The following is a 15,056-nucleotide window of genomic DNA, read 5'->3' as shown; positions in this document are numbered from 1 at the left end:
CTCCACAGGCTCCTGCGGCCTCGCGAGCGGCTCAGCCTCCGCCATTTATTGCCGTATGACAAACATTAGCCCCGGCGGCGCGGGACGAACAACACGCGATCCCTCTACCCCGGACCGCGCCTCGGTGTGCCTTTGGTCATCGTCCGTGCCAGTCGAGACACACCACGAGGGCGTCGTCGTCCGGTGCCGGCCGGCCCCGGTGGCCGGTCAGCTCGCGGAGTATGGCGCGCGGCACCTCGGCCGCGGGAAGCAGGCGGGTGGCCAGGATCGCGCGCGCGAGCGCGGCGTCCCCGTACACCTCCCCGCCCGGCGAGGCCACGTCGTAGACCCCGTCGCTGACGAAGACGAGGCGGTCGCCGGGCTCGGCCCGGAACTCCTGCGCCACGTAGTCGGTCTCCTCGAACATGCCGAGCGGGAGCTGGGCCTCGAAGGTGATCCGTTCGACCGTGCCGTCGCGCATCCGCAGCAACTGCGGGGAGCCGGCGTCCACCGCGCGGGCGCGGCCGGTGGCGAGCTCGAAGTCGAGCATCAGCACGGAGAGATAGCTGCGGCCCCGGTAATGGGCGTAGACCGCCTGGTCGGCGAGCGCGGCCTGGTCGGCGATGGGGATTCCGGCCCGCCGCGCGTTGCGCAGCGCGTTGATCGCGAGGTTCGTCAGCAGCGAGGCCTCTATGCCCTCGCCCATGCCGTTGGTGACGTACAGCGTCAGCCGGTCGGCCGTCGCGGACCAGTCGAAGTTGTCCCCGAAGATCGCGTAGGCGGGCTCCAGTTGGGCGCCCAGCTCGTACTCGCGGCGGGCGCAGGAGCGGCCGGGCAGCAGATGCCACTGCATCTCGGCGGCGAGCGTGAGCCGGTCCCTGCGGCGGGCCTGGAGATAGACGTCGGTGTCCCGCTCGGCCACGACCACCTCGTGCCCGAGCACCTCCGCGATCTCCGCCAGTTCGCCCAGGCACTCCTTGACCTGGCCGCCGTCCGACAGCGTCACCGACAGCACGCCGAGCCGGTCGCCGCGGACGGTGACCGGCAGATGCACGCGGACGGCTCCGTCGCGCACATCCTCCAGGAAGGGCTCCTGCGCCCCGAAGGCCCGGCCCGCGGGGCTGTCGTGGACCGACACCGGCTCCAGGGTGTGCGGCAGCACGGACACCGGCTGCAGCACCGTCAGGCCGTAGTCGGCCATGTAGAGCTCGACGGACTCCGCCGTGTACTGCTCGACCAGTACGCGCCGGACGGCGTCGAGCAACTCATGGGGTGCCGCCGTGCGCAACGCGCGCTCAGCGGCCACGAATCTGTTCACGATGTTCACAACACACCAATCCTTCGCCGAATGCGTACGGTCCTCACGCGGGCGCCGGAGCCGCCCGGGCCGCCCGCCCCGGTCCTCACGGGCATCTCCGGCCGCTTGCCGCGCCTAGTACGCTGACGGACATCCCAGTAGCTGCGAGAGTGTGACTGTGACTGCCTTCCGCCCCCGCCCCGAGCCGCACGAGGTCGCCGCGCGCGTGACGGCCACGGCCGCGGAGTTGCTGGAGGTCCTGTGGGGCCGGGCCTCCACCGCGCCCGCGTCCGCCTCCCAGCTGCGCGTGATGCTCATCCTCGAACACCACGAGGGCATCAACCTGCGCACCCTCGCCGACTCGCTGGCCTCCACCCCGCCGTCCACCAGCCGCCTGTGCGACCGGCTGCAGGCGGCCGGATTCGTCGAGCGCGTGGTCAGCCCGACGGACCGGCGGGAGGTACGGCTGTATCTCAGCGGCCGGGGACGTTCCTTCCTGTCCGATCTGCGCACGCGCCGTGAACGGGCCTTGCAGGCGGTGCTGGACCAGATGCCCGCGGCCCACCGGATCGCGCTGGTGCAGGGACTGGAAGCGTTCTGCGACGCGGCCGCGGCGCGGATACACGACGAGGACGCCGGCATCCCGCGCGGCCGGACCGCCTGAGTCCGCCGATCCGTGGACGACCGCCGCGCCCCGTCGCGCCGACGCCCGGCACCGGGCGCCCTCCGTTCACCGGAACACATCCTCGACCCTTCCCCGTGCCCCGTCACCACACGGTTACTTTGTTGCCTCACGCCATAGTTGTCAAACGGCAACTGTTGGCTGAGCTGCCGTTTCGTATCGGGTACCCCGAGCGACGGCGACCTGCGCAACTGTGGTCAAGGTCTCGAATGAATGCCCGATTCCGCGAGGCGGGGCCAGGACGCCGCGGAAACCCGGCGCCTAAGGGAGTTTCCTCAGGTGGTGCGCTGCCGGACGGCTGCGCGCACCGCGTACGCCACCGCGCCCACGGCCAGCACCGCGGCTCCGGAGATCACCGAGGAGAGCGGCAGGGCGAACGCCAGCACGAGGCAGCCGGCCAGCCCGACCACGGGGATCGCGGGGTGGGGACGGCCCTCGTCCGGGGCGAGGGTCCAGGCCGACGCGTTGGCGACGGCGTAGTAGGCGAGGACGCCGAACGACGAGAACCCGATGGCCCCGCGTACGTCCGCCGTCGCCGCGACCACCGCCACCACGGCCCCGACGGCGAGTTCGGCGTGGTGCGGCACCTTGAACCTCGGGTGGACCGTGGCGAGGACGTGCGGAAGGTGCCGGTCGCGGGCCATCGCGAGGGTGGTGCGCGAGACGCCGAGGATCAGGGCCAGCAGCGAGCCGAGCGCGGCGACCGCGGCGCCGACCCGGACGACCGGCGCCAGCCAGTCCGCGCCGGCCGCCCGGGCGGCGTCCGACAACGGGGCCGCCGCCCGCGCGAGGCCGGCCGGGCCGAGGACGGTCAGGGCCGCCACGGCGACCACGGCGTAGACGCACAGGGTGATGCCGAGCGCGAGCGGGACGGCCCGGGGGATCGTCCGCCGCGGGTCGCGGACCTCCTCCCCGAGGGTGGCGATCCGGGCGTACCCGGCGAAAGCGAAGAACAGCAGGCCCGCCGCCTGCAGTACGCCGCCGAACGTCGCGTCGTCGCCGAGCGCGAGTCGGTCCGCGTCGGCCGCGCCGGAGGTGAGGGCGGCCACCACGACCGCGGCGAGCACCGCCAGCGCCACGGCGACGATCACGCGGGTCAGCCAGGCGGACTTCTGCACTCCGGCGTAGTTCACGGCGGTGAGCGCCACGACCGCCGCGACGGCCACCGCGTGGGCCTGGCCGGGCCAGACGTAGGCGCCCACGGTCAGGGCCATCGCCGCGCAGGAGGCGGTCTTGCCGACCACGAAGGCCCAGCCGGCCAGGTAGCCCCAGAAGTCGCCGAGCCGCTCCCGGCCGTAGACGTAGGTGCCGCCCGAGGCGGGGTAGCGGGCGGCGAGCCGGGCCGAGGAGGTGGCGTTGCAGTAGGCGACCACCGCGGCGAGCGCGAGACCGAGCAGCAGCCCGGAGCCGGCGGCCTGCGCGGCGGGGGCGAGCGCGGCGAAGATCCCGGCGCCGATCATCGAGCCCAGCCCGATCACCACGGCGTCCGGCACGCCCAGCCGACGGTCCAGCTCGTCCGGCGTACGGGCGCCGTTCGACGTCTCGCTCAAGACCACTCCCTCATACCGGCCACGGGCCGCCCGACTCGGCCCGACGATACGCGAGCCGGGTTGCGACACCATGAACAGCGCGGACGCGGTCCGACGGGGCACGGAGCCAGCGAGGCGGCGGCACGGAGGGGGCGGGTCCGGCGGGCCGAGGGATCGGGGCTGAGGGCGAGGTCATCGAACACCACCGGGCGCGGTCGAGATGGCCCGGAGCGAGATCGAGGACGGCGCTTTCGGCCCGGCGTGGAAGCCGGCCCGTGATGTCGTCACGGCGCAGGCTGAGGAGATCACCAGGATGAACGGGTTGCTCGGCCGGCGGGAGCGCAACGGTGGGCGCGCGTCCGCACGCGCGCCCACTGCCGTGACCCCCTCACGGTGTCCGCGCACCGACATCCGCACCGTGACGCGCCGCCCCCGCTGTGTATCTTGGGGGCGGCGCGGCGTGATCACGAGGAGAACGAGTGACTGCGGTGAGCCTTGAGCACGCCACCGTCCCCGCCGACGCCGGCGAGGTGACGCTGCTGATAGCCCGCCGGGTGGAGCCCGGACACGAGGCCGCGTTCGAGAAGTGGGCCAAAGGCATCCTCGACTGCGCGGCCCGCTTCGAGGGCCATCTCGGGTACGGACTCTTCCGATCCTCCGGCGGCGACGCCCCGTGGTTCCTGGTCCACCGCTTCCGCGACGCCCGGGCCTGCCGGACCTGGCAGGAGTCGCCGGAGCGGGCAGCCTGGTTCGCGCACTGCGAGGGCCATCACCACACGGAGATCGCACGCCGCGAACTCACCGGCATGGAGACCTGGTTCGCCGAGCCCGGCTCGACCCGCCCGGCGCCGCCGCGCTGGAAGATGGCGATCAGCGCGACCCTCGCGATCTACCCGATCTCCCTGCTCGGCAGCTACTTCCTCGTCCCCCACCTCACCGCCCTGCCCGTCGTCGTCAGCAGCGCCGTCGTCGCCTGCATCTTCAACGTCCTGATGACGTACGCGGCGATGCCGGCGGTCAGCAGGGTGCTGCGGGGGTGGCTGAACCGGTGAGGGTGCGGGGGCAGTTGCGACAGCCGCCACGCCTCACGACGTCGTGTCGTCGTCCAGCGCGGCCAGCCCCCGCTCCCATCGCCGGCGGCGCACGGCCTCGGACTGCTCCCACCACGGCGTACCGCGTTCGCCCAGCGCCACTTTCGCACCGTCGACGCGTGCGCGTGCCGCTCGTTCGGCCTCCGCGTCGCCCGCCGCCAAGGCCGCCCGCACCGCACGGCGGGCCGCCATGAGGTGGTGACGGAGCCGGGCCGCCGTCTCCTCGGGAACGGACGGATCGGTGGCCCGCCATCGCCGACCCCCGATGACCACGTGATGCCCGTCGGGGGTCGTCTCGCGAGACCTGTCAGCGCTCACGCCGGCCATTGTCGCCGGGCCCGCCCTCCTACCGGGCCACCGGCACGGGCAGCATCGCCAGCGGCACATGGTGCTGACCCGAGTGGATGTCGCGGTCGAACAGCGACGCCTGGCTCACCGGCCGGGGGAAGGAGATCTTCACGACGTTCAGCGAGGGGATGCGGAACATCTGGATCTCGCTCTCGTCGACTCCGTAGAGCCGGGCGACGACCCGCTCGTCCAGGAACGTCTCGTCGGCGGCGACCCGGTAGGCGTCCGCGTCGCGCAGGAAGAGTTCCATCGTGACCCAGAAGGGGCCGGCGTTCTTCGAGCGGATCTCCAGGGCCAGATCGGCGAGGGTGGTCGCGGTGGTGTCGGTCATGACGCGGGGGCCTCTTCGTACTCGATGCGGAACAGGTCGGTGGGTCCGGTGGTGTCGACGGCGTGGTTGAGGACGAACTCGTACGCCGGACCGCGCTCGGTCTCGGCGGGCGAGGTGGCGAACGCGAGGCTCGGCAGGTGGTGCATGTCGGGCGTCGGCAGGTGCAGCATCAGGGGGTTGGCGATCTTCGCCACGGCGGTGGCGGTGGCCTGGTCGGGGGCGCGAACCAGAAGCATCACGCCGACCTCGCGCGGCACGCCCGTCGCCGGTTCGAGGTCGCCGAGGACGGCGTTGTGGCCGTAGAGGCGGACGTCGAACGCGTACTTGTCCTCGCTCAGGCCGATCGTCTGCTCCACCCGTTCCCTGAGCGTCGTCCTCAGCAGCGCGGCCCAGTCGTCGATGCGCGCGAGGATGTGGGGGTCGCGGATCGCGGTGAACGACATGGTCTCGTACCCGGTTGTCCGGGCGCCCTCCAGCTTGACGGTGTGCTGGTCGGCGACATGGAACCGCGAGCCCTCGACCCGGACGGTGACGTCGTCCAGCGCGGTGTACGTGGCCTCCCGGACGTCCAGCGTCCCGTCGGGCTCGCGCATCTCGAAGGGGTTCGCGGTCTCGTACAGCATGTGGGCGGCGACCAGGATCGGGGTGCAGGCCGCCGCGGGGTCCAGCGGCTCGACCGTGAAGCCGCCCGCGTCGATGGTGGCCAGCACTCCTCCCAGGCGCGGGTCGGTGGTGCACTGCCCACCGCACTCGATGATTTTCGAGGCGTGCCAGGTGGGGCCGGCCGGCATGCCCTTCATCAGAGGATAGGCGGCGGCGATGGCGGTGTCCGTGGCCCGGCCGGCGAGCACGACGCGGGCACCGGCCTCCAGGGCGGCGACGATCGGTTCGTGCCCCATCACGCCGACGATGCGGGTGCAGCTGTCCAGGGTCTCCGGCTGCAATTCGGCGGCGGGGCGCAGCGGACGGATGCGTCCCGCCGCCAGGCGCCTCTTGAGGTCCTCGGCGTTCTGCTCGCTGTAGATGCGGGCCACCGGCAGGTCCAGGCCCTCGTCGTGCTGGATCTCGGCGACGATGCCCGCGATCCAGTCCACGCCGCTGTCGGTGCCGCTGGTCCCGCACGAGCCGACGATCAGCGGGATGCCGGCGCCCGCGGCGGCCTTCAACAGGATGCGCAGGTCGCGCGCGACGGCGGCGCGGGTGGTCTTGGGGCGGGACGCGCCGAGGTAGTACGGCCCGGAGTCGGTGCTTCCCGCGTCGACGGAGATGACGTCGGCGCCGAGTCGGACGCCCCGCTCGACGGTCGCCTCGGGGAACCCGGCGCCCAGCATGCCGGTGGGCGCCAGGACCCGGACGGACCGCACGGGTTGTTCCTTGTCCATCTTCTTGTTCCTCTTCCCTTCCAGGGGTACGGGTTTCAGGGGTACGGGTTTTCAGGGGTACGGATTCCAGGGGTACGCGGCCGACGTGCTCACGCGCTGCGGCCGGCGCCCGGCAGGAGGTGGGCGTTCACCGCGTGGCGGGGTCGCCCGGCGAGTGCCGCCACCAGTTCGGCGGCTCCTGCCCTTCCGGTGGCCGCGCGGGCCTCGGCGGTCTGGCCCGCCAGATGGGAGTGGACGACGATGCCGTCGACGCCGCGCAACGGGCTGTCGGCGGGCAGCGGTTCTTCGCACACCACGTCGAGCGCCGCCCCGGCGATCTCCCCCGCGCGTACCGCCGCGGCGAGGTCGGCCTCGTCCACGACGCCACCGCGGGCCGTGTTGACCAGGATCGCCGTGGGTTTCATCCGGCGGAAGGCGGCGGCGTCCAGGAGGCCACGGGTCCGGTCGGTCAGCGCGGTGTGCACGGAGAGGTAGTCGCAGGAGCGCAGAAGTTCCTCCAGCGTGACGAAGGTGACCGTCGGATCGGTCCGCAGGTCCTCGGGGACGCCCGTGGTGCACAGCACCCGCATCCCGAACGCCTGCGCCAGCGGTACGACGGCGCGTGCCGCCGCGCCGTACCCGAGCAGGCCGAGGAGGGCACCCCGCAGTTCGCGGCCGTCCTCCCGGGGCCAGTGGCCGGCGGCGACGGCGGTCGCGCTCTGCACGAGGCGCCGTGCGCCGGACAGCAGCAGGCCGAGGGTGTACTCGGCGACGGCGTTGGCATTGACGCCGGGCAGGTTGCTCACCGTGATCCCGCGCCGGCCCGCGGCGGCGATGTCGATGGAGTCGTGGCCGACACCGGTCCGCACGACCACGCGCAGTCGGGGCGCGCGAGCGAGGACGTCGGCGGTGAGCGGCTCGTTCGCGACGAGGGCGGCGTCGACGCCGTCCAGTGCGGCGATGAGTTCCTCGGGGTCGCGCCGGCCGACCAGGGGCGCGTGGACGGTGGTGTGGCCGAGGGAGCGGAGGTGGGTGTCGACCTCGTCGCCGGGGCGCAGATAGTCCGTGGTGATCAGGATGTGGGGCACGCGGTCCTCGTTTCTGGCTGTGCCGCTGCGTGGCGGCCCGTCACTTCGCGGGGGAGAGGGCGGTGCGCCGCCGCATCAGGCCGATCCGGCTGATGAGGACGATGGCCAGCACGGCGACGACGGCGATGTCGACGAGCATCAGGGACCAGCCGTTGAGGTCGACCATCCCCCCGATCACGGCCGGTCCGAGGAAGCCGCCGCCCGCCCAACTGACGGTGTACAGACCCGCGTACGTCCCGAAGACCCTCGCCGACGGCGCGAGGTTCCACAGGACCACGACCGCGTTGACCAGGAAGCTGCTCGCACCGGCGGCGGCCACGCACAGGGCGACGACGACGGCCGCCGGCGTCTGCACGAGGGTCCCCAGCAGCATGGCACCGGCGAAGACGGACATGCCGACCGCCATGGCGCGCAGCCGTCCGTAGCGCTCGGCGAGCATCGCCGCCGGGTAGGCGGCCACGATGAAGGCGACGCCGCTGGGAAGGGTGAGACCGCCCGCGTCGCCACGGGACAGGTCGAGTGCCTCCATGCCGTACGGGGTGACCAGGGACCGCGAGGCGGCCCAGGCGCTCCCGAAGACGAGGATCGCGGCGAGCAGGAGCAGCCTGCTGCGATCCCGGTCCTTGACGATCTCGACGAAGGTGTCGCGAACCCGTGGGGCCCGGCTGCCTGGAGGCTCTTCGCGCGTCTCGGCGACCACCTCCTGGTAGGCCGGGGACCGGCTGTCCCGGACGGTGACGCCGAGCACCACGATCGACACCAGCATGATGGCGGCGGGGATCGCGAAGGCGATGTGCAGATGGTCGTCGACGAGGAAGATGCTGATCAGGGCGGCGACGATGGCGGTCAGACTCGACGCGATCTTGACGGCCGCGTTGGCACGGCTGCGCCGCTCGGGCGCGATGAAGTCGGGCACCAGGGCCTCGGCGACGGGTTTGAAGGTGTTGGCGACCAGCGCGTAGGTGAACATCACCGCGATCAGCAGCGGCAGGGACGCCGCGGTGTGCGGGATGGTCACGAACAGCGCGGCGGCGATCGGCATGCCGACGACCAGATACGGGATACGGCGGCCCCAGGCGGTGCGGGTGCGGTCCGAACGGTTGCCGATCCAGGGCTGGATGAAGATGCCCAGCAGATTGTCCATGCCCATCAGCACCCCCACGACGGCCGCGCTGCCGACGTGCTCCCGCAGGAGGGGCGGGACCTGGGACTCGTAGAAGTTCCAGGTCGACTCCTGCGCGAAGACCGCGAGCGCGACGAGGAAGGTGATGGTGCGGGTACGTGAGCGCTGCCCTGCCGACGTCGTCGTCATGCGGGTCGTCCCTTCGCGCCGCCGCCGGGCCGGCGGCTGTCGGATGAGGTGCGGGGTGCGGACTTGCGGGCGTTCACTGCGAGTACGTGGGGCAGGTCGCCGGCGACCTCCGCGGGCCGGTCGGCACCGAGGGAGCCGACCGGGCGCGCGGGCGGCGGGAGGGCCGGGGCGGCGACGACCGCGCCTGGACGACGACGGCGGGGGACGCGGTGCCAGCCGCTGCGAGGGCCCACGCGCCGACGGATGCCGCCTCGTCGGCACGGGCCGTACGACGATCGCCGCGTGGCCCGGTGGCGAGGCGGTCGCCGGTCGGTCGGCGACTGCCATGGTCATGGCGTACCGCCACGGACATGGCGTACTGCCGAGGTCATGGCGTGGCCGCGGCCCTTCCGGCCGGCCGGTCGGTGGCCCGGCTCGCGCCCGCCGTGATCTCGGCGGCGACGGCCTTGCCGAGTCCGGCGGTGGTGCCCGTGCCACCGAGGTCGGGGGTGAGCACGCCGGGCTGCTCGTCGAGGACGGTCTCGACGGCCGCGACGACGGCGGCCGCGGCCCGCGTCTCGCCGAGGTGGTCGAGCATCATCGCGCCGCTCCAGATCTGGCCGACGGGGTTGGCGATGCCGCGGCCCGCGATGTCCGGCGCCGAACCGTGCACCGGTTCGAACAGACTGGGGTAGGTGCGTTCGGGGTTGATGTTGGCGCTGGGGGCGATGCCGATGGTGCCGGTGCAGGCGGGACCGAGGTCGGAGAGGATGTCGCCGAAGAGGTTGCTGGCGACGACCACGTCGTACCGGTCGGGCTGGAGCACGAACTTGGCGGCCAGGATGTCGATGTGGTCCTTGTCCGCGGTCACGTGCGGATACCGCTCGGCCATCGCGGTGGCCCGCTCGTCCCAGTAGGGCATGGAGATCGAGATGCCGTTGCTCTTGGTCGCCCAGGTGAGGTGCCTGCGGGGGCGGCCGGCGGCGAGTTCGAAGGCGTAGCGCAGAACGCGGTCGACGCCGACGCGGGTCATGACGGTCTCCTGGAGGACCGTCTCGCGGTCGGTGCCCTCGAAGATCCGGCCGCCGATGCTGGAGTACTCGCCCTCGGTGTTCTCGCGCACCACGTAGAAGTCGATGTCGCCGGGGCCGTGATCGCGCAGGGGGCTACGGACGCCGCGCAACTGCCGGACGGGGCGCAGGTTGACGTACTGGTCGAAGCCACGCCGGAACTGCAGCAGGCTGCCCCACAGCGAGACGTGGTCCGGGACGACCTCGGGCCATCCGACCGCGCCGAAATAGAGCGCGTCGAAGCCGCCGAGGATGTCACGCCAGTTCTCGGGGAGCATGGTCCCGTGGCGCTTCCAGTAGTCGGCGCCGGCGAAGTCGAACTCGGTGACGTCGAGGGTGAATCCGTACGCGTCGGCGGCCGCCCGGAGGCTCCTGAGGCCCTCCGGTACGACCTCGTGGCCGATCCCGTCGCCCGGGATCGCTGCGATGCGATAACTCTGCGACACGAGACTCACTCCTCGGCAAGGTCACGGTGGACGCGGCCACCGGGGCCGCGCGCCGGCCACGACGCGCGGGCCCCGTTGCGCCCTGCCAACCACCCTGGCCAGCCGCGATGCCCGCAACAAGGCGCCGACCGGCAAGGTAGGCTTTCCGTCGTGGAAAGCCTCCGTCGTCCCGGGCGGCCGGGCGCCGGCCGCTCTCCTCTGGACGACCTGGAGTTCTTCCAGGTCGTCGCGTCGAGCGAGACCCTCACGGCCGCGTCGCGGGAACTGGGCTGCTCCCTGCCCGTCGTCAGCAAGCGCCTCAGCGCGCTGGAGCGCCGGCTCGACGTGCGGCTCGTGCAGCGCGGCGCCCGCCGCCTGGTGCTGACGTCGGAGGGCGAGCTGTACGCGGCACGGGTGTCGACCATCCTCGACCAGGTGCGGGAGCTGGAGGACTCGCTCACCGACCGGTCGGGAGGGCTGCGCGGCTCGCTGACCGTCGAGGCCACGCTCGGGCTCGGGCGGGCCCACATCGCCCCGCTGCTCGGCGAGTTCGCGGAGGCCCACCCGGACCTCCACGTCCGGCTCCAGACCTCGGACCTGCCGCTGCGGCCCCACCGGCGCGAGTTCGACGTGGCCGTGCACGTGGGGGCCCCGTCGGACTCGTCACTGCGTATGCGCCGCCTCGCCGAGAACCGCCGGGTGCCCTGCGCGGCGCCGTCCTACCTCGCCAGGCACGGCACGCCGGCCACCGTCGAGGACCTCGCCGAGCACGACTGCATCGTGCTGCGCGAGAACGAGAGCGACTACGCCCTCTGGCGGTTCGGGGACACCACCGGAACGCGGCACATCCGCGTCCACGGCAGCCTCTCCAGCAACGACGGTGACGTGGTGACCGGTTGGGCGCTGGAGGGCCGGGGCATCGTCATGCGCTCGGAGTGGCACGTGGGACCGCATCTGGAGCGCGGCGAACTCGTCCAGGTGCTTCCCGGGGTGCCCACGCCGGCGGCGGACATCTACGCGCTGATCGAGGACGACGCGCACATCCCGCGGCGGGTCAGCCGGATCGTCGACTTCCTCGCCGCCCGCCTCCCCCGCCGCCTCCGGCATCGGCACGAGGAGTAGCACCGCCGGGGGACCACGCCTTCGCGCGATCCGCTACGCCTGTGCCCGTTCACCCGGCACGGCCGTCCCGGCAGGAGACGTCGCCGCCGGAACGGCGAACAGCGCGCGGACCGTGGCGCGCACCGGTCGGCGACCGCCTCGGAGCTGGAGGCGTCGAGCTTGCCGTCGAGATGCAGGAACGCCAGGCCGTGGACGAGCGCCCACACCGTGGTGGAGAGCACGTCCGGATCGGCGCCGGGTGGTCAACCCCGCCGACATCGGACAGAGCCGGCCGTCACCGGCCTCGCCCGTCCTCACCGTGAGGATCCGCGCCAGCCGATGACCGGCACCTCCAAAAAGACCCCGGGATACCGTCACCTGCAGGCTGTCGCTTCGTGGACCGGCCTGGGCGGAAACCGGCAAAAAGTGATCTTGAGGCGCTCAGATCGTCAACGGCGGACCCGAAAGCGCAAGTGGAGCACCCGGTTGCCCTGAATCACCACGTCGGGATCCTCCAACAGGTGTTGCGCGTCGACCGACCCGAAGTAGCGCTTGCCGGACCCGAACACCACGGGTACGACGTCCATGCGCACCTCGTCGACCAGACCCGCGGCGAGCACCTGGCCACCGACGTCGCCGGCGGCGACCTCGACCACGCGATCACCCGCGAGCTCCTGCGCCTTGGCCACGGCCGCCTCGACGCCGTCGACGAAGTGGAACGGCGCCTCGGGGTCCCAGCCCTCGGGCTCCGGCCGATGCGTCACGACGACCACGTGGTCGATCCCGCTCGGGGGCTTCCCTTCCCAGCCGTCCGTCAGGTCGAAGACGTGGCGGCCGACCACCGTCACCCCGATCTGGTCCCAGTACGGCCGGATGTAGTCGTAGGACGTCTGCGACACCTTCAAGACGCCGCTCTCGTCCAACGGAACGTCGCCGCCGGACAGCCAGTCGAACAGCGGTCCGGGCTGGTCGCTCTCGTCCGCGACGAAGCCGTCCAACGACACCGAGCTGTACATGACCACCTTGCCCACGGGGCCCTCCTCCGCTCTGGGGTGCCCCAAATTAGCGTGTCGTCAGCTGTCGCTCTTGTAAGAAATCAATCGGCCGGCAGCGGCCAGCTGTCCAGCACGTGGCCGGGGTGTTCGCGCAGGAACCGCCGCCGGACCTCGACGTACCGGGTGGGCGTGAGCCCGGTGAACGCCCGGAACTCGTGGCCGAAGTGGGCCTGGTCGAAGTAGCCGGCGCCACTGGCGAGATCGCCCCAGTCGATCGGCCCGGCTGGGTCGATCGACAACACGGTGGCGGCGAAGCGGTACGTGCGGGCCAGCCGCTTCGGCGTGACGCCGATGAGCTCCTTGAACCGGTGTGCCAGATGAGTGCTGCTGACACCGGCTGCCACGCTCAGTTCGCCGATCGCCACCGACCCGCTGGTCGCCGCGATGACGCCGCTGGTGTGGCGGACCAGCCCCAGACCGTCGGTCTCGCACAGCCGTCGCATCAGCTCCTCCTCCAGCAGCGTCAGCATCTCGTGCGGTCCGTCCGCCGTGGCCAGCCGGTCTCGCAGCTCAGCGACGGCGGGCCGGCCCCACACCTGCTCCAGCGTCACCGGCCGGTCGCACAGCTCGGCCGCGGGCATCGGCAGGAACGGCGCCAGCCCCCACGGCTTGAAGTGCACGCCGACGGACCGGGTCCGCAGTGGGTAGCCGAACTCCAGCGCGCGGGTGGGCATGGTGACCACGCACCCGTCGGCGTACCCGGCCGTCTCGATGTCGGTGCCGCCGCGGATGCGGAACTGCGCCCCGAGGTTGACGATGAGCAGCGCCGACGGCATCGGCGGCAGCGTCAGCCGGGCGTACGGCGACGCACCCTCCAGGTAGTAGAGGTCGTCGATCAGCCCGTCCAGCGGCGGTCGCGGCACTCTGGACACGTACTCCATGCGCACAGCATCGTCCACGCTCCGCCGGCATCGCGCCGGGATGGACCGCGCTGCGGCCGGCATCGAGCCTGTACCGATCCCGGACGAGCGCCCGGCCGCGGACATGTGCGTGGGTCAGCCCTTGGCCGCCGGCTCCAGAATCGCCACGCACTCCACATGATGCGTCATCGGGAACAGATCGAACGCCCGCAGCGTCCGCACCCGGTACCCCCCGTCCCGGAAGTACCCGATGTCCCGGGCCAGCGCCGCCGGATCGCATGCCACGTATGCGATGCGCCGTGCCCCGAGGGACGTCAGATGTTCCACCGTCCTGCGTCCCGCGCCGGCGCGCGGCGGGTCCAGGACGATGAGGTCGACCTCCGTGATGCCCGTGCGCGGCAGGACGGACTCGACCTTGCCCTGCTCGATCCGCACGCGGTCGAAGTCCGCGAGGTTGTGCCGCGCGTCCTCCACCGCCCGCTTGCCGGACTCGATGCCGAGGACGGCGCCCTTGTCGCCCACCCGGTCGGCGAGCGCACCGGCGAACAGGCCGACCCCGCAGTACAGGTCGAGCGCCATGTCGCCCTTGCGGGGCAGCAGTCCCTGCATGACGGCCTTGACCAGGGTGTCCGCGGCCTTGGGGTGCACCTGCCAGAAGCCGCCCGAACCCACCCGGTACGTGCGGTCGTCCGCCCGCTCCCGGACGAAGGGCCGGCCGTGGACGCGGTGCACGCCGCCGTCCTTCTCCTCGACCCGCATCACCGACACCGGCCGGTCCAGCTCCACGATCGGCAGCCGTGCCCCCGGTCGTGGCGTCAGGATCACCTGCCGGTCCTGCGACCCCGTCGCGGCGATCGCCTCGATCGACGCCATCCCGGGCCACTCACGCTTCTCGACACCCAGCTCGCTGACCCCCTCGGCCGCGATCATGCAGTGGTCGATCGGCTCCACCTCGTGCGAGCGGTGCCGGCGCAGACCGGCGAGCCCCGTGGCGTCCACCGCGTACTGCACGCGCGTCCGCCACTGCGGCACCTGACCGGCCGGCAGCTTGTCGCCCTCGGCCGGCAGCACCGTGCCGTCCCAGCCCGCCTCCTCCGGCGTGAGTCCGGCGAGCCGCTGCAACTGCTCGGCGACGACCTCGCCCTTCAGCCGCCGCTGCGCTCCCGGCTTGGCGTGCTGCCAGTCGCAACCGCCGCACCGGCCGGGGCCGGCGTACGGGCAGGGCGCCTCGATCCGGTCCTTGGACGCCGTGAGCACCTCCACCGCGTCCGCCCGCAGGAACCGCGCACCCTCCTCGCCCTCGGTCACCCGGGCGACGACCCGCTCCCCGGGCAGCGCGTGCCGGACGAACAGCACCTGCCCCGCCTCGGTGCGGGCGATGCAGTGCCCGCCGTGGGCGACGGGGCCGACCTCGACCTCGTACTCCTCGCCGACGAGCGACCCCACCTGCGGTTTCTTCGGTTCTGCCTGCATGGCGGGGGCGCTCCAGATGCGAGAGGGGGTACGACCGGACAACAGCCCACCAGTCTACGTGCTCCCGAAGACACC

Annotated in this window: 14 protein-coding genes and 1 pseudogene; 3 read left to right on the top strand and 12 right to left on the bottom strand. The window is 72.4% G+C overall.

Annotated features, from left to right (window positions below; genetic code table 11):
- Positions 1-136: 136 nt before the first annotated feature.
- On the bottom strand, positions 137-1,297 hold the full coding sequence (locus tag ACZ7LV_RS11090; protein ID WP_471939174.1) for a PP2C family protein-serine/threonine phosphatase: 1,161 nt from the start codon (positions 1,295-1,297) through the stop codon (positions 137-139).
- Between the two features lie 151 nt (positions 1,298-1,448).
- Between ACZ7LV_RS11090 and ACZ7LV_RS11085 the strand changes: the two genes are divergently transcribed.
- On the top strand, positions 1,449-1,940 hold the full coding sequence (locus ACZ7LV_RS11085) for a MarR family transcriptional regulator (RefSeq protein WP_471938035.1): 492 nt from the start codon (positions 1,449-1,451) through the stop codon (positions 1,938-1,940).
- Between the two features lie 293 nt (positions 1,941-2,233).
- On the opposite strand, the gene ACZ7LV_RS11080 is transcribed toward ACZ7LV_RS11085, so the two are convergent.
- Positions 2,234-3,508, bottom strand: a complete 1,275-nt coding sequence (locus ACZ7LV_RS11080; protein WP_471938033.1) for an APC family permease — start codon at positions 3,506-3,508, stop codon at positions 2,234-2,236.
- A gap of 458 nt (positions 3,509-3,966) precedes the next feature.
- Here ACZ7LV_RS11080 and ACZ7LV_RS11075 point away from each other — a divergent pair, with 458 nt between their 5' ends.
- Positions 3,967-4,539, top strand: coding sequence for an antibiotic biosynthesis monooxygenase (locus tag ACZ7LV_RS11075; RefSeq protein ID WP_471938031.1), 573 nt, complete (start codon positions 3,967-3,969; stop codon positions 4,537-4,539).
- Between the two features lie 33 nt (positions 4,540-4,572).
- On the opposite strand, the gene ACZ7LV_RS11070 is transcribed toward ACZ7LV_RS11075, so the two are convergent.
- From ACZ7LV_RS11070 to ACZ7LV_RS11045, 6 genes are all read right to left on the bottom strand, one after another.
- Positions 4,573-4,905 (bottom strand): hypothetical protein, encoded by a 333-nt coding sequence (locus ACZ7LV_RS11070; protein ID WP_471938029.1) that lies wholly within the window; start codon positions 4,903-4,905, stop codon positions 4,573-4,575.
- A 19-nt stretch (positions 4,906-4,924) separates the two neighbouring features.
- Positions 4,925-5,257 (bottom strand): DUF4387 family protein, encoded by a 333-nt coding sequence (locus tag ACZ7LV_RS11065; RefSeq protein ID WP_471938027.1) that lies wholly within the window; start codon positions 5,255-5,257, stop codon positions 4,925-4,927.
- Positions 5,254-6,639, bottom strand: coding sequence for an acyclic terpene utilization AtuA family protein (locus ACZ7LV_RS11060; RefSeq protein WP_471938025.1), 1,386 nt, complete (start codon positions 6,637-6,639; stop codon positions 5,254-5,256). Before ACZ7LV_RS11060 ends, ACZ7LV_RS11065 begins: the two co-directional genes overlap by 4 nt.
- 89 nt (positions 6,640-6,728) lie before the next feature.
- Positions 6,729-7,706, bottom strand: coding sequence for an NAD(P)-dependent oxidoreductase (locus ACZ7LV_RS11055; RefSeq protein ID WP_471938023.1), 978 nt, complete (start codon positions 7,704-7,706; stop codon positions 6,729-6,731).
- 40 nt (positions 7,707-7,746) lie between these two features.
- Entirely contained in the window at positions 7,747-9,018 is a 1,272-nt protein-coding gene (locus ACZ7LV_RS11050) for an MFS transporter (RefSeq protein ID WP_471938021.1), read from the bottom strand.
- Positions 9,019-9,385: 367 nt separating this feature from the next.
- Positions 9,386-10,513, bottom strand: coding sequence for a tartrate dehydrogenase (locus ACZ7LV_RS11045; protein ID WP_471938020.1), 1,128 nt, complete (start codon positions 10,511-10,513; stop codon positions 9,386-9,388).
- Positions 10,514-10,663: 150 nt separating this feature from the next.
- Here ACZ7LV_RS11045 and ACZ7LV_RS11040 point away from each other — a divergent pair, with 150 nt between their 5' ends.
- Positions 10,664-11,614 carry a LysR family transcriptional regulator gene (locus ACZ7LV_RS11040; RefSeq protein WP_471938018.1) on the top strand — a complete coding sequence of 317 codons (951 nt, stop codon included), beginning with the start codon at positions 10,664-10,666 and terminating at the stop codon, positions 11,612-11,614.
- Positions 11,615-11,647: 33 nt separating this feature from the next.
- Here ACZ7LV_RS11040 and ACZ7LV_RS11035 read toward each other — a convergent pair.
- The 4 genes and pseudogenes from ACZ7LV_RS11035 to ACZ7LV_RS11020 all read right to left on the bottom strand — a co-directional run.
- Positions 11,648-11,853, bottom strand: a pseudogene (locus ACZ7LV_RS11035) (TetR family transcriptional regulator); the annotation flags it as partial.
- Between the two features lie 189 nt (positions 11,854-12,042).
- Positions 12,043-12,624 (bottom strand): dihydrofolate reductase family protein, encoded by a 582-nt coding sequence (locus ACZ7LV_RS11030; protein WP_471938016.1) that lies wholly within the window; start codon positions 12,622-12,624, stop codon positions 12,043-12,045.
- A 65-nt stretch (positions 12,625-12,689) separates the two neighbouring features.
- Positions 12,690-13,529 (bottom strand): AraC family transcriptional regulator, encoded by an 840-nt coding sequence (locus ACZ7LV_RS11025; protein WP_471938014.1) that lies wholly within the window; start codon positions 13,527-13,529, stop codon positions 12,690-12,692.
- 114 nt (positions 13,530-13,643) lie between these two features.
- On the bottom strand, positions 13,644-14,981 hold the full coding sequence (locus ACZ7LV_RS11020; RefSeq protein ID WP_471938012.1) for a class I SAM-dependent RNA methyltransferase: 1,338 nt from the start codon (positions 14,979-14,981) through the stop codon (positions 13,644-13,646).
- Positions 14,982-15,056 lie beyond the last annotated feature (75 nt).

The sequence above is a fragment of the Streptomyces sp. NPDC107562 genome (genome assembly GCF_055657325.1).
This window is presented reverse-complemented; position numbering and strand designations above follow the sequence as displayed.

Bases quoted from the DNA above. Each gene is read 5' to 3' on its own strand.
- ACZ7LV_RS11070 (WP_471938029.1), bottom strand. From the start codon at position 4,905: ATGGCCGGCGTGAGCGCTGACAGGTCTCGCGAGACGACCCCCGACGGG.
- ACZ7LV_RS11065 (WP_471938027.1), bottom strand. From the start codon at position 5,257: ATGACCGACACCACCGCGACCACCCTCGCCGATCTGGCCCTGGAGATC.
- ACZ7LV_RS11060 (WP_471938025.1), bottom strand. From the start codon at position 6,639: ATGGACAAGGAACAACCCGTGCGGTCCGTCCGGGTCCTGGCGCCCACC.
- ACZ7LV_RS11050 (WP_471938021.1), bottom strand. From the start codon at position 9,018: ATGACGACGACGTCGGCAGGGCAGCGCTCACGTACCCGCACCATCACC.
- ACZ7LV_RS11025 (WP_471938014.1), bottom strand. From the start codon at position 13,529: ATGGAGTACGTGTCCAGAGTGCCGCGACCGCCGCTGGACGGGCTGATC.
- ACZ7LV_RS11020 (WP_471938012.1), bottom strand. From the start codon at position 14,981: ATGCAGGCAGAACCGAAGAAACCGCAGGTGGGGTCGCTCGTCGGCGAG.